The sequence below is a fragment of the Pirellulimonas nuda genome, assembly GCF_007750855.1.
GTDB lineage: Bacteria > Planctomycetota > Planctomycetia > Pirellulales > Lacipirellulaceae > Pirellulimonas > Pirellulimonas nuda.
In genome coordinates this window covers 3,118,205-3,132,835 of the sequence record NZ_CP036291.1, presented here as the reverse complement: position 1 = coordinate 3,132,835, position 14,631 = coordinate 3,118,205, and the positions used below count along the sequence as shown (strand labels likewise).

The 14,631-nt window shown below is 57.5% G+C and carries 8 protein-coding genes; 6 read left to right on the top strand and 2 right to left on the bottom strand.

Features of this window, described 5'->3' with window-relative positions; all coding sequences use genetic code 11:
• Positions 1-23: 23 nt before the first annotated feature.
• The 5 genes from Pla175_RS12390 to Pla175_RS12370 all read left to right on the top strand — a co-directional run bounded on the left by Pla175_RS12390 (position 24) and on the right by Pla175_RS12370 (position 9,769).
• Positions 24-2,897 carry a PSD1 and planctomycete cytochrome C domain-containing protein gene (locus tag Pla175_RS12390; RefSeq protein WP_145285018.1) on the top strand — a complete coding sequence of 958 codons (2,874 nt, stop codon included), beginning with the start codon at positions 24-26 and terminating at the stop codon, positions 2,895-2,897.
• A complete protein-coding gene (locus Pla175_RS12385; protein ID WP_231954375.1) occupies positions 2,887-5,178 on the top strand; it encodes an alpha/beta fold hydrolase in 2,292 nt (763 codons plus the stop codon). The genes Pla175_RS12390 and Pla175_RS12385 overlap by 11 nt, the downstream gene beginning before the upstream one ends.
• A gap of 34 nt (positions 5,179-5,212) precedes the next feature.
• Complete coding sequence (locus Pla175_RS12380) at positions 5,213-6,607, top strand: DUF1501 domain-containing protein (protein ID WP_145285014.1); 1,395 nt, start codon at positions 5,213-5,215, stop codon at positions 6,605-6,607.
• A gap of 89 nt (positions 6,608-6,696) precedes the next feature.
• Positions 6,697-8,142 carry a sulfatase gene (locus Pla175_RS12375; RefSeq protein ID WP_231954373.1) on the top strand — a complete coding sequence of 482 codons (1,446 nt, stop codon included), beginning with the start codon at positions 6,697-6,699 and terminating at the stop codon, positions 8,140-8,142.
• 112 nt (positions 8,143-8,254) lie between these two features.
• A complete protein-coding gene (locus tag Pla175_RS12370; RefSeq protein ID WP_231954499.1) occupies positions 8,255-9,769 on the top strand; it encodes a sulfatase-like hydrolase/transferase in 1,515 nt (504 codons plus the stop codon).
• Between the two features lie 1,499 nt (positions 9,770-11,268).
• On the opposite strand, the gene Pla175_RS12365 is transcribed toward Pla175_RS12370, so the two are convergent.
• Positions 11,269-11,691: a hypothetical protein gene (locus Pla175_RS12365; RefSeq protein ID WP_145285008.1), complete on the bottom strand. Its 423-nt coding sequence runs from the start codon at positions 11,689-11,691 to the stop codon at positions 11,269-11,271.
• 681 nt (positions 11,692-12,372) lie between these two features.
• Positions 12,373-13,275, bottom strand: coding sequence for a leucine-rich repeat domain-containing protein (locus tag Pla175_RS12360; protein WP_145285005.1), 903 nt, complete (start codon positions 13,273-13,275; stop codon positions 12,373-12,375).
• Between Pla175_RS12360 and Pla175_RS12355 the strand changes: the two genes are divergently transcribed.
• Positions 13,274-14,551, top strand: a complete 1,278-nt coding sequence (locus Pla175_RS12355) for an IS701 family transposase (protein WP_315851515.1) — start codon at positions 13,274-13,276, stop codon at positions 14,549-14,551. The genes Pla175_RS12360 and Pla175_RS12355 overlap by 2 nt on opposite strands.
• The last annotated feature ends 80 nt before the right edge of the window (positions 14,552-14,631 follow it).

Sequence of the window (14,631 nt, the reverse complement as noted above, 5' to 3'; positions counted from 1 at the left end):
CCCACAGAAGTTACGAGCGAACAATGAGCATAAGCATCCTGAAACGCGTCGCACTCTTCCCTTCGGTCCTGACGCTCGTGTACTTCGGATGCGCATGGGATGTGTGCGTCCAGGCTCAAGAACGAAACCAACAATTGACCGAAGAGGATTCCGAAATCCTCTTTACTCGTCGAATCTCACCGCTGCTTCGTGAAAAGTGCTTGGGATGTCATGGGAACAAACCTGATGAAATTGAAGGTGGTTTTGACGTTCGCTCCCTAAAAACGCTCACCGCTGGTGGTGATAGCGACGAGCCGGGCGTCGTTGCTGGAAAGCCTGAAGCCAGTTCGATTTATCTGGCGGCTCGACGCGAGGAAGAGTCGTTCTCGGCAATGCCGCCTAAGGAAGCGGAGAAACTCAATGGACAGCAGTTGAAGTGGCTCCACGATTGGATTAAGTCCGGAGCACCGTGGCCATCGAAGGAGCGACAGGAATCGATCCGCAAGAAATACTCGGAAGCCTGGTCGGTCGAAGACGGCATCACTGTGAAGACGTCCGGTGGTCTTGCAGCAGATTGGACGTACCGAAAGTACGACCCTGATGGCCTTTGGGCATATCAGCCCGTCCAAGCGCCACAGTTGAGAGATGATGAGAGAAATGCGATCGATGAGTTGATTGAGCGAGCGTGGCCGAACGGACTTGCAGTTGCGCCGCGAGCCGATCGCCGGACGCTCATTCGACGAGCCACGTTTGATCTTACGGGCTTGCCGCCGACCCCCACGGAAGTAAGCGAGTTTTTGAACGATCAGAAATCAGATCGTGAAGCCTTTGCGAAGGTTGTAGACCAGCTATTGGAGTCGCCTCACTACGGCGAGCGAATGGCGCAGCACTGGCTGGATGTTGTTCGCTACGCCGATTCGTCCGGATTCGCAAACGACTATGAACGCGGCAACGCCTGGCGTTATCGGGATTACGTCGTGCGGTCTTTCAATCGCGACAAGCCTTATGACGAATTCGTGCGCGAGCAGATCGCCGGTGACGAAATCGCCCCCAACGATTCCGAGAAGATCATCGCCACAGGGTTTCTGCGAATGGGCCCCTGGGAGTTGACAGGCATGGAAGTCGCAAGAGTTGCGCGGCAAAGGTTTCTTGACGATGTCACGAACAGTGTCGGTGAAACGTTTCTTGCTCACTCACTGCAATGCGCCCGATGTCACGATCACAAATTCGATCCGGTGCCAACTCGCGACTATTACTCAATACAAGCCGTCTTCGCGACGACACAACTGGTCGAACGAAACGCTAAGTTCCTGAACCAGGAAAACACTTCCGGGTTTGAAGAGCGAAAGTACCTCGAAGAAACACGAGAGGCTCATCAGAAAACACTCACGGAACTTGATGATACGCTCTTGGCAAACGCCGCGCAGTGGTTTCGCGACAAACGAATCTCGTCGGCTAAATGGAACAATGTCGTCGAGAGACTAAAAGCCAATGGTCGCGAAGGCGGCATCTTCAACGCCGCCAGGTCCGCAATGCAAAAGGCGGGTATTCCGGAAAGCGACTATCCGCCGAAACTCGTCGGTTTCACCCCGCAACAGTTCGGGCGAGAACGCGTAGCCCGGAAAGGCCTCGAGCGACTTGTCTGGGAGTTGGATCGTTACCAGCCCTACGCACTTGCCGTTTACAACGGACTGACGGAGAGTCCGAAAGGCGTCTACTCTCCAACACGCATTCCGGAAGATCGACTTGAGCGAGGCGTACTTGAACGAACAGCGATCCTAACCGGTGGTGACCCGTTTTCGCCAAGCCAGGCTGTATCTCCCGGCACATTAAGCGTCGTCAACGACCAGATCTCCGCTGCGAGCCCCGACACGACTGAAGGCCGACGCACAACATTTGCCAACTGGGTCGCGGATGCCAAGAACCCGCTGACGACGCGGACCATCGCTAATCGCCTCTGGCTTTGGCACTTTGGTGAGGCAATCGCAGGGAATCCCAACAATTTTGGATCGACCGGCAAGCGGCCGACACACCCGAAATTGCTCGATTGGTTGGCCGCTACGTTCGTTGCCGACGGCTGGTCGACGAAAGCGATGCATCGACACATCATGACATCCGATACTTACTGCCGTTCGGGGCAACATCCTGATCCGAATAGGCTACGTGAGCTTGATCCGCAAGGCGTCACTTACGCTACCTTTAAGCCGCGGCGTTTGAGCGCTGAAGAATTGCGAGACTCGATGTTGGCGGTCTCGGATGAACTTAACCCGACGCTCGGCGGCATTCCCTGTCGTCCCGAAATCAATCAGGAAGTCGCGTTACAGCCGCGACAAGTGATGGGAACGTTCGCGGCTGCGTGGACGCCGAATCCGCTTCCTAAACAACGAAACCGTCGATCAATCTATGTTCGGAGGCTTCGCGGCCTGATCGATCCGATGCTGGAAGTCTTCAATACACCCGCGCCGGATTTCTCCTGCGAGAAACGCGATGCATCGACTGTCACGCCGCAGGTTTTCAGCCTATTCAATGGACAAAACACCCATTCCCGTGCGTTGTCGCTTGCCGCTCGCGTGCTGAAAGAAGCGGACAACGACCGAGACGCAATCAAGCGGTGTTTTCAACTCCTGCTTTCGCGTGAGCCTTCGTCGGAAGAACTCGACGAGTTTCTCGCGCACTGGCGAGAAACCGAGGAATCATTGCCTGAAGAACCGCCGGCTCGAACATCGCCGCCGCTCGAAGTCGTTCGAAAAGCCGTCGAAGAAAACACCGGCGAGTTGTTCACGTTTACCGAACGACTCTATTCCAACACCGACTTTGTCCCCGATCTGCAACCAGCAGATGTCGACCGCCATACGAGAGCGTTGTCTGATGTCTGTTTGGTCATGCTGAATTCCAACGAGTTTGTCTATGTCTATTAATCGTTCAGCCAACGCCGCCACTTGCACAATGTCATCACTCATCTCCCGAATGGCGCTTGTGACGAGTGTCGTTTTCGCAATCGCGCGCCCCGCACTCGCCGCCGAAGCACCGGCTGCCCCCAAACCCAATATCATCTTCATCTTCGTCGACGACCAGGGCTACTACGATCTCGGATGCTATGGCGCGACCGAAGTCAAAACGCCGCGGATTGACGCGATGGCCGATGAAGGAATCCGATTCACGGATTACTACGCGGCGGCTCCCATTTGCAGTCCGTCGCGGGCCGGACTGTTGACGGGGTGTTACCCGCGACGTGTTGGAAACCATATCTGGGTGCATCGCGCTGACTCGTCATCAGGAATTCATCCCGACGAACTGACAATCGCAGAGTTGTTCCAACAGAACGGCTACGCGACCGCCTGCATCGGCAAATGGCATCTGGGATTCCGGGAGCCTTTCCTTCCACGCAATCAGGGCTTCGAACACTACTTCGGTTTGCTACACAATCTGGACCCGGTCGAGGTCGTCTGTTTTGGTGACCAGGGCGTTCCCCTGATGCGGAACGACACGATCGTGAAGCGTCCTGCCGACCCTGCGGAATTGACAAAGCTCTACACCGACGAAGCCATCGCCTTTATGGAGAAGAACGCGGAGAAACCGTTCTTCGTCTATCTGCCCCACACCATGTTGCACAATCCGCTTGGCGTGAGCGAAGAATTCAAAGGGACTTCGCAGTGGGGAGAATATGGCGACGCGATTCAGGAACTCGATCACAACGTCGGTCGCCTCTTCGATTCGCTGAAAAGACTGGGCATCAGCGACAACACCATTGTTATCTACGCTTCCGATAACGGCCGAGGTCCCGGTCGTACGCCGGAACAGAAGATTCGTGGGCATAAGCTCTCGACGTACGAAGGCGGCATTCGCGTACCGGCCATCGCGTGGGGGCCAGGACTGGGATTGCAGACGGGCGAGACATCGGCGGCGGTGGTCCGTGCGATGGACTGGTACCCGTCGCTCGCGACGCTGGCCGGGATCGAGATTCCCGCAGGTCCGGTCATCGACGGTCGCGACATCACTCCTTTGCTGAAGGGAGAATCAGCAGTTGTTCCGGCTCCGGGCTTGAACAAATCGCTGAATGCGAAAGTACCTTTGCGCCGCCGCTGGGATCCGCCTGGAGAATGGGAGCCGCTGATTAAACGATGGGAATACAACGACGCGTTCTTTTATCACGGCAGCCAAGGGGCACTGGCGGCGGTGCGTTGGAAGAACTGGAAGCTTTACTTGAATCCCAGCCTTGAACTTTACGACCTTTCGAATGACCCAGCCGAATCGACTCTGGTTCGCAATAGCGATGTGATTCGCAAGTTGCGAGGCATGGCGATCCTGTTCCAGGAAGAAATTCGGCTCGATGCCCGACCGGCGGGACAGGCGACGCCTCGTCGAACGGATGGCAAGACCGCGATTCCAGCCGAGATCGCCGATCGCCTGCACAGCAAGCTGGACGTAACCTTTGCACGCTACGGCGATCGCACGCTGAAGATGGATATCTACCGCCCGAAAGACAATTGGCGAACGCTCCCAGCCATCGTGTGCATTCACGGTGGCGGTTGGCGGCAAGGCCAGAAGATGAATTTCCGCAATGCCGCACAAACCCTTGCGGCTAGGGGATTCGTAACCGCCTCGATCGACTATCGCCTTAGCGGCGAGGCGCCTTTCCCGGCACACATCCACGACTGCAAAGCCGCGGTAAGATTCCTGCGAGCGAATGCGAAAGAGTACGGCATCGACCCAGACAAAATGGGTGCCATTGGCCATTCCGCCGGCGGTCACCTGGCAGCTTTGCTGGCAACATCGGCGGGTGTGCAGGAACTCGAAGGTCGCGGCGGCAATGCAGAATTCAGCAGCGCCATTCAAGCCGTCATCCCGATGGCCGGGCAAACCGATTTTCTATCCGAACGCAACCGTGAGATCTCAAGAGACAGAGAGATTTGGCAACAGTTTCTGGGGGGCTCGCAAGAAGAAAAGCCTGAGATGTATCGACTCGCCTCTCCGTTGGTTCACGTCGACAAAACGGATCCGCCGTGCTGGATCATTACGGGTGCGAAAGATGATCCCAGCACCCGTGCCGATCGGTTTCGACAACGCCTCAAAGAGCTGGGAATCAAATCCGAGTTGACTGTGGTCGAAGACGCGCCGCATGCGTTTCTGACGAGGCAAGTGTGGTTCGATGAAGCGATGGAAATCGTCGATCAGTTGTTCACAAAGACATTGAAATAGACGCGAAACGGCACATTGCCGCGGAGACTACGATATGAACCACCGACGAGAATTTCTCTATGGGCTCGGCGCTTCACTGGGAGCGGTTGCGCTGTCGTCGTTACTGGCTGAGGACACTTCAGCGGAGGAGAAACAAAAGCCGCTCGCGCCGCGCGACGGCCACTTTCCTGCCGAAGCCAAGAACTGCATCTTCCTGATGATGGAAGGTGGCCCATCTCATATCGATACGTTCGATCCCAAGCCGAAATTGAAGGATCTGCACCTTAAGGAATTTGTCCGAGAGGGCCAACAGAAGTCCGCGATGGAAAGCGGGAAACGATATTACGTGCAAAGCCCATTCAAGTTCCGCAAACATGGACAAAGCGGGGCCGACATGGCCGTCACTTGGGAACACCTTGCACAGGTCGCCGACGACCTGTGCTTCTTTCGGGGCTGTCAAGTCGATAGCGTGAACCACCCGACCGCGATGTATCAGATGAACTGTGGCAATCGCTTTGGCGGTGATCCGGGAATTGGGGCGTGGGTCACTTATGGGCTCGGTTCGGTCAATCAGGACCTCCCCGGCTTTCTTGTATTGCCGGAAGTGTCCTATCCCCAAGGTGGAGCGGCCAACTGGAGCAACGGTTACCTGCCGGCCTTCTATCAAGGCACGCCCCTGCGCCCGAGCGGATCGCCAATTCTTGATCTGCAGCCCCCGAAGCATGTCGCGCCCGATCGCCAACGCCGCAACCTGGACCTGCTCACCCGCATGAACCAGCGTCATGCGCAGGAACACCCCGAACACCAGGAATTGTCAGCCCGACTGGAGAGCTATGAATTGGCGTTTCGGATGCAGACCGAAGTCCCCGATGCGATCGATCTGTCAGGCGAGACCCAGAAAACGCTATCGATGTACGGTATCGGAGACGATGCGACCGATGCATTCGGACGCAAATGTCTGCTGGCGAGGAAGATGGTCGAAAAAGGCGTGCGATTCGTGCAGCTTTACAACGGCACCTGGGACAGTCACGACTACATCGAACGCGCCCACGGGAATCTTGTTCGCGGAGTCGATCAACCGATTGCTGCTTTAATCACCGACTTGAAAGACCGTGGCCTTTTGGAAAGCACGCTCATCGTATGGTGCGGAGAATTCGGACGCACGCCCGACAACGGAGTTCGAGGTGGGACGGCCTACGGACGCGACCATAATCCCAACGCCATGATAATTTGGCTGGCTGGCGGCGGCTGCAACGCGGGCCACACGATCGGAGCCACCGACGAAACCGGCATGGCAGCCGTCGAAGACGTTCACCACGTCCGTGACTTCCACGTCACGCTGCTCAAGCTGCTGGGACTCGATGACAATAAATTGACGTATTACCACGCCGGACGCTTCAAACAGCTCAGTCAGTTTGGTGGCAAGGTCATCGAGAAACTAATCGCGTAAGTGGAAGCAGCACCAATCCCCGAAGAACAAGGAGAAGGAGGAATAGACAGCAGATGCGTTTCACACTCGTACAATCAATCTTCGCTAGCGTGATCATTTCGCTTTTCACACAAGCGGCCTGCGCAGCGGCGGAGCCGGACATTCCGATGAACGTGCTACTGCTGATCGTCGACGATCTCAACACCTGGCTGCTGGAAGATCCCACGCGTTACTCGGGCAAGGTCGTCGCCCCGAATATCCAGCGGCTGGCGAAGGAGGGCGTGCTTTTTCACAACGCCTACACGGCCAGCCCGGTTTGCTCGCCTTCTCGGACGGCGTTCCTTTCGGGTGTCGCGCCATGGAAATCGGGCGTATCGCGTAACGGAGTCCAGGTCGGCGACAGCAAAGTACTGCAGGGCGTTCCTTCGTTGTTCAGGACGTTTCAGGATCAGGGGTACTGGATCGGGTCGTTCGGCAAGGTGTCGCACGGATACGACACGGGCGTGAAGTACGACGCATCGATGAGCCACAAACGAACTCCGCCGCCGCCGCGTGCTCCACTCAACGGCATTGCTCAAAGCGCCGGTGGCAAGCTCACGGAACGCGACTGGGGTGCGACCCACCTCGACGAAAACGAAATGAGCGACAAGCGGCTGGCCGACGCCGCGATCGAAGCGTTGCGGCACGAACACGACAAGCCGTTCTTCATCGCGTGCGGCCTTTTTCATCCGCACTATCCGTGGTACGTCCCGCAGAAGTACCTCGACATGTATCCGCTGGATGAAATTGAACTGCCTCCGATCAAGGACGGCGACATGAACGACGTCCCTGATTATGGCCAGCGGCTGGTCGACCTCGGCTGGGATGGCAAGGTCAAGGACAAGGGGCTGGTCAAGGAAGCGATCCGCGGCTATCTGGCCAGCGTCACGTTTTCCGACGCCCACATGGGGCGAGTCCTCAAGACGCTGGACGAAAGCCCGCACCGCGACAACACCATCGTGATCCTGATCAGTGATCACGGTCTTCATCTCGGCGAGAAACAGCATTGGTCCAAGGGGACGTTGTGGGAAGAAGCCACCGACAGCGTGATGATGTGGCGCGTGCCGGGAGTGACTCAGGCCAAGCAAATCTGCACGAGGCCGGTTTCATTGCTCGACATCTACCCAACGCTCGTGGATTTGAACGGCATCGAAAAGCCAAACCATCTCGACGGCCACTCTCTGCTGCCATTGTTGAAGGACGCTGCAGCCCCACGGTCGCAACCAGCCATCACGGTCTACGACGGTCACATGTCGGTTCGCACCGAGACCGCTCGGTTCATTCGCTACTGGGACGGCACGACCGAACTCTACGACCGTACAAAAGACCCTCACGAATGGACAAACCAAACGAACAATCCCCAATTCGCCGCGATGAAAACGAAGCTCGCGGGGCTGCTGCCTCCGAAGGAAGAAGGTGTCGAACCGCTCCCTAGCCGTCAGGCAGGAGCCCTCAATTCAACACCCCGCAAGCCAAAGCGAGACCGGACCAAGGCCAAGTCGCTGCGATCCCCGTAATCCCATTCGGCTCCCACGAACACGCAAACCCACCAGAAAGGCTGATATGACATCGCATCTTGACTTCAAACACTTACTTCGTGTCTTCCTGCCTTTGTGCGCGGTGGTTTTCATGCTTCTAACCACGTCCGCTCGTCCAGCGGGAGCCGCCGAGAAGCCGAACATCGTTCTTCTTTTTATTGATGACTGGGCTTGGAACGGGTCTCCGGTTGCGATGGATGACTCGATGCCGAATTCGCGCATGCCGGTCGTGCAGATGCCGAATGTCGAGCGGCTGGCTCGCGAGGGAATGAAGTTCACCAACGCGTATGCTTCCCCGCAGTGCTCTCCGTCGCGAGTCTGCGTCCAGACCGGGCAATCCTCGCCGCGAAACGGCTTCACCGTGTTCATGAACGACCGGGGACAGGACTACTTCGACGAAAAGAGCTACCCCGCATTCCCGGTGATTCCGTGCATATCGGATATGACGATCGACGCGGACGCGGTGACGATTCCCGAAGCCCTGAAGCCGCTCGGTTATGTCAGCGCCCACATCGGCAAATGGCATATGCGCGGCGATCCCGGCGACGAGGGATATGTACTGCACGATGGCGACACCAGCAACACTCCTGGCAACACACTTCCCAAGGGCGCCAACCAACGCCTGCCTGACGATTTGACCGACCCCAAGCTGATGTTCAGCGTCACGGAAAAGGCGCTTGGCTTCATGAGTGAACAGGCCAAAGCCGGCCGGCCGTTCTATCTGCAGATCTCTCACTACGCGATGCACGAAGGCCGTGAGTGCCTACCGGCCACACGCGAAAAGTACACGCGACATCCGCTCGTGCAGGCTTACTATCGAAAGATCGGGCAAACGGCCGAAACAGTGAAGCGCAAGGATGATCCGGCCATCTGGTTGGGCATGGGCGACGACCTTGACGGCCGCATCGGAGCTGTGCTTGACCGCATCAGCGAACTGGGAATCGGGGACAACACGTATGTCGTGCTGGTGTCGGATAACGGTTACCGACACAAAGAACTTCAGCTGAAGAAGGGACTCAGACAGCCGCACCATGCCGCCAAGTGGTGGGTCTGGCAGGGCGGCATCCGCGTTCCGATGATTGTCCGAGGCCCCGGCATCAAGGCGGGCTCTGTCTTCGAAGGCAATGTCGTCAATTACGACTTCCTGCCAACGTTCGTCGACTGGGCCGGCGGCGATCCGACCGCTCTGAAAAACATCGACGGCGTCAGCCTAGCCTATTACATGGAAGGCGAGGAGCCGACCGAAGCATTCCTCAAGCGGAACCTCTACTTCCACTACCCGCACTACCGTACGAGCATGCCGCACTCCGCGGTCGTCTCCGGCACGCGCAAGCTGCTGCACTTCTACGAGCGACCGGACCTCCCCATGCTCTTCGACCTGGCTAAGGACCGGGGCGAAGTCCACAACATCGCATCGACTCACCAGGAAGAACATCGCCAACTCTATCACGACATGATGAAGTACTTTGAGAAAGTCGGTGCTCGTATCCCGAAACGAAATCCGAAATACGACCCCGCTGCCTACAGGGAATCGAAGGAGTACGAGAAACGCGTCCAATGGGGGCCTTTTGCAGGCACCAGGCAACTTGAAGAGGACGAGAAATGATTGGTCTTCGTGCCACGTAGCACTTGCGTCTGAGGACGTTTGGTTCGGACTGTGATCCGGTTGTTCAAAGCTCTCGGAAGCGCCGAAAGGGACTCGAACTCGCCAACATCTTGCATTCCAACGGCCATCCCTTTCAAGCTAGCGTGATTTTCCCGGTGTTTTCTGAATAGGATCGACGAGGAACCGAACACCCCGCAAAATCAAGCCTCCGAAAACGCGGGGGATTTATCTGCTAGCACGATTCTCGCACGGTGACAGCTTGAAAGGGATGATTCCAACGGCTTACGTCATTCGGAAAAGAGAGTATTGTTACGAAGAGGGTTCCTTTCGGGGAGCCGAACAGGACTCGAATCTGTTAGCCGTTGGCCTCCGAATTTCGACAGCGAAGCGTTAGATTTGCCGTCTTGAACGAAGTGTATGGGACTTCCGCAGTTGTAAGGTCATCTTGACGGTGTCAGCCCCCTCGCGATTGAAGCCCCGATCCGCTGCTCCCAAGCTGCACATGAGGGCGTATCATGTAGTGGACCCCACAAACTGGACCACCTGATAGTATGCGATCCGGCGGCGGCCGGATCGGGGATCAGGAGGAACAGAGATGGGCAGGAAGCGACGGGAGTTGTCCGCCCTTCGCCTGTCCAAAACAAGCACAAGTGCGGATTGCGACAATGGGGTGACTTGTCCGATTCGACCTGTAATCGTTTCCCTAAGTCGAAGCCCCGACCCGCGCGACGTGCTGCCCTTTCTTCCAACCACTTCTTTGCGTCGGGATCGTCGGTTGATTCGTACTTGTTACGATCCTTGGACAGTACGATTGGCGTAATCAGGTCGTCATCGGCGAGCAAAGATACAAACGTGGTCATGCGAACCAAGAGCGTCAGTCGCTGAACGCCAATTGCTGATTGAGGACTATCGGCTGCCCGACTCGTTAGCCGCGTTAGCCACGTTTCGACAGTCTCGTGTGGTTCGTAGCGTTCCCAGAAGAACGCGTCGTTCTTATCGCCTGAGAAGGCGTGACTGTGAATTATCTTGTCGGTGTGTCGCCAATCGAGTAAAGCAGAGCAAAGTCCATTCGGTTCGTGCCCAAGTGCAAAGCGGAACAGTAGTGCAGTCCGTTCTTGCCTTCCACCAACGCAATCAATGAATCGAGAGAACGGAAGATTTAAGGATGAGAACGTGAGCGATAGCTTCACGCTCTCCGCCAAACTGATCGCAATCGGCCACACGTTGTAGTACGGACGCTCACTCTCTGCCCAGACGCCTTCGGCTTCTGCCTGATATGCGTAGTGAACGATACCTGAAGCACCCGCGGATATTGAATTTATGACCTCTCCACGAAACTGCGATGGTGTCCGCGATTTGTAATGCTGCCTTGCTGACGCATCGGCATTGCGGAGGATTCTATTCTTGAGACTGTAATACTCGTGAAACTGCATGGCTGTGACTCCGTTGACCAAGAAAAGGAAATCCCCGGCTCGAAAGCCGGGGATGTACGAAAGTGCTCAGGACTCTTCCGAGTTTTCTAAACTTTTCGTTTGGTCAACGAAGTCTTGCGTTTGTTTCACGGCTGCTTGGAAGAGCGCGGGAACATGCCTCAGCATCCGCAAGCGTTGCTCTGTACTCCATTCGTCGTAGGGAGTGACATCGCAGTTTTCTTCCCAGCCATGGGGTCCATTGCCTGCCGAGTATTCCGCGATACAGAGTCGCTTAGACCCCTTCCACTTCCTGAACTCAAGGCAGTCTTTGTTGCACGGATTACACTCGTCCTCTGAGAAAGCGTAAGACACCGTGCAAGGAATTGGGAGTTTGCGAAGTTGGTTCGCGATGGTCTCCCATTCCGAATCCAGCCGTTGATATGCGGCTTTGACATCGGAACGAAGGGCTTCAAAAGGCGCAGAGAGTTCGCGCAGATCATAGTCAGCCATTGCGGCCTCCTTTCTCCCCAATTGCTGGGGTCTAAAATGGAAAGCGCCACCCGACTTGGGCGGCAATCGTACTTGCGCACGCGGAGGATTCTACACAGTGTTTTCTCGCTGTCTAGCGCCTATCAGAAAATCTTCCTATGTGCTGCGGTCGAAATCACTTCGCTCAATCCGCCCATAGGCAAAAAGCCGGCGGTTGCATCACCCGCCAGCTTGAAGAAATCGGCCTTACTTGCAGCGGTGCAGCTCTCCTCCGTCGGAGTGCCGAATGGCCAACTGACCGAGGGGAATTCCTCCGCGGCGGTTGGGCAGCACCGCCAACTCGCAGCGGTGTCTCCCCTCCGCCAAGACCTCCGCAGATAGATCGAGGCTCCCAGCCGCCGAAGCTGGTCCATTTCCGCCACCTTGGCCCGAGCCGGGCCCGAGGGAAGTGATGTCCACCTCGGCAGGTTGGCCGGAGCCTCCAGGCCGCCTCGGGGTGATGCAACCGCAGCGACTCACAGTGAGCCAATAAGCTTCGGTTGGCCGACGACCTCCGTCAAAGTCCGCGGCCGCATCCGCTCCGCAAGCAGCGCAACGCAGTCGAGCTTCGTCCGTGACCAAGCTCGATTCGTCCTATGCGATCAACCCGCCCACGAAATTCTGGTAGCTGGGGCATGCGTGCTGCGTGACGGATGGGGATCACTACTCGATCTCACACTGTGGCAGCGCCGCCTTGAACGCATCGCGGTCAATCCGCGTTCCGAATGATTTCACCGTTCGCAGATTCGGTAGCTGCCTCAAGTGCTCAATCGAAGCGTCGGTCACCTGACTGCAATCCCTCAAGTCTAGGGACTCGAGTGTGCGGATCTTGCTCACGTGCTCGATTCCGGCGTCAGTCACCTGGTTAGCGTTCAGCAGGCTTAGCTGCTTCAACTTCGTACCCACCAAATACGCGAGCCCTGCATCGGTCAGGTCGGTCGTCCCTGCAAACCGTAGCGATAGGAGACCACGTACACTGCGAAGATTGCGGAGATCGTCGTCCTTCACATGGTACGGCAGAACGACCGCACCCTCGGATAGCTTCCATCCTTCCGTGCCCACACTAATCTTCGCATGCGGGATCTTCTGTGCGTACTCGAGAATCGGCTGGAAGGGAACGCCTTCGCCGAAGCTAACCCGTTTGATCTTGTCGTTAACCGGCAACGTGTCGATGGCCGCTGCGCTTAAAGGAAGTGCGTGCAGGTTCAGAGAACTTATACTCGGCAGCTCTGCAAAGACCGCGATACAGGCTTCACTATAATTCTCGGCGTACTCGCCCCGGTCTCCCTTCCAGAAGCCAAAGTTCGCCAGCCCTTGAAGACCGGCTAGGTGCTCCAATCCCTCGCAATCAACTCTCGTTGTATAGAACGTAAGCGACTCCAGCTGCCGCAGCTTGCCGACGCCCTGCAGCACTTCCTTCGAAACGCTTCCGTTTGAAAAACGCAGGTTGTTTAGGGAGTCGAGCTGCCCTAATACTACAGCGCTACGTTGATCTTGTTTGCGTTTGGGCGATCGGCCATGTTGTTGGTGTCGCAGGGGGGCGACCTGGCGCAGGGCCGCTAGCATGGACGCCGATGAGATCCGCCGTTTGAAGCCGGAATTGACGAGTTACTTGCACGAATTCGACGCCTGTTTCTCGCGTCGAGATACTCGTGCGCACTTGCCAACCTACGTCGAAGGCCAACTCTCCGAACTGCCCGCGAAGAGTTGCGAGCCGATGGCGCTGGCCGCCGGAGTGGCGCCGCGGACGCTGCAAGAGTTCCTGGCCCAGCACCGCTGGGACGAAGACGCCGTGCGCCGGCGACTCCAAGAGATCGTCCTCCGAGATCATGCGGGGCCGCACTCGATCGGCCTGATCGACGAAACGAGCGACGTCAAGAAGGGGGACAAGACGCCCGGCGTGCAGCGGCAGTACTGCGGCTGCGTCGGCAAGCAGGAGAACGGCATCGTCACGGTCCACTTGGGCTACGCGACCGGCGACTTCCACGCGCTGGTCGACGGCGAGTTGTTCTTGCCGGAGAGTTGGTCGGAGGACCGCCAGCGGTGTCGGGCCGCCGGCATTCCCGAGGACATGGTCTACCGCTCCAAGTGGAAGATCGCCCTGGAGCTTTGCGATCGGGCCGCGGCCCACGGCGTGATGTTCGACTGGCTGACGTTCGACGAAGGCTACGGCGGAAAGCCGCTGTTTTTGCAGGGCTTGGACGGTCGAAAGCAACGCTTCGTCGCCGAGGTCCCGACGACGTTCTCGTGTTGGACCGACCGGCCGCGCGTGACGGAGCGACCCTTTCGCCGCGGCGGTCGCGGCCGGCCCCGCAAGGTCCCGCGGTTGGTCGCCGCAGCGAGCGCCCCGCAGAGCGTGCAAGACCTCGCCGAGAACTGGCCCGAGCTGCGCGATCAAGCGTGGACCCGGTACTACGTGAAGGACGGCGAGAAGGGGCCGCTCGTGTGGGAGGCGAAGCACGCCCGCATCGTCATGAAGAACGACGACGGGTTGCCGGGGATCGAACTCCACCTGCTCGTCGCCCGCAACGCATTGAACCACGATGAGGTGAAGTATTTCATCAGCAACGCCCTGTCCGACACGACCATCGAGACGTTGTTGCTGGTTGCGTTCTCGCGGTGGCGCGTCGAACGGTGCTTCCGCGACCAGAAGCAGGAGATCGGACTCGATCAGTGGGAGGGCCGCTGTTACCTCGGTCTCAAACGCCACTTGATCCTGTCGTGCGTCAGCTACTTGTTCCTGGCCCGCTGTCGTGAACGGCTGCGGGGGAAAAAATCCGGAGGTCACGGTCTGCCAAGTCCACGCCGCCGTCGGCGCGCTGCTGCCGAGTTGGCAGCGTAACGGCCGGGCCTCGCCGACGCTCATCGAGCACACCGCCAACGTCATCCAGCACTGGCAACAACGCAACGCCGCCGCGCGGG

What these genes read in the sequence shown, in the direction of transcription:
- Pla175_RS12390 (WP_145285018.1), top strand. Translation starts at nt 24, where the DNA reads ATGAGCATAAGCATCCTGAAACGCGTCGCACTCTTCCCTTCGGTCCTG.
- Pla175_RS12385 (WP_231954375.1), top strand. Translation starts at nt 2,887, where the DNA reads ATGTCTATTAATCGTTCAGCCAACGCCGCCACTTGCACAATGTCATCA.
- Pla175_RS12380 (WP_145285014.1), top strand. Translation starts at nt 5,213, where the DNA reads ATGAACCACCGACGAGAATTTCTCTATGGGCTCGGCGCTTCACTGGGA.
- Pla175_RS12370 (WP_231954499.1), top strand. Translation starts at nt 8,255, where the DNA reads ATGCTTCTAACCACGTCCGCTCGTCCAGCGGGAGCCGCCGAGAAGCCG.
- Pla175_RS12365 (WP_145285008.1), bottom strand. Translation starts at nt 11,691, where the DNA reads ATGGCTGACTATGATCTGCGCGAACTCTCTGCGCCTTTTGAAGCCCTT.
- Pla175_RS12355 (WP_315851515.1), top strand. Translation starts at nt 13,274, where the DNA reads ATGGACGCCGATGAGATCCGCCGTTTGAAGCCGGAATTGACGAGTTAC.
- Pla175_RS12360 (WP_145285005.1), bottom strand. Translation starts at nt 13,275, where the DNA reads ATGCTAGCGGCCCTGCGCCAGGTCGCCCCCCTGCGACACCAACAACAT.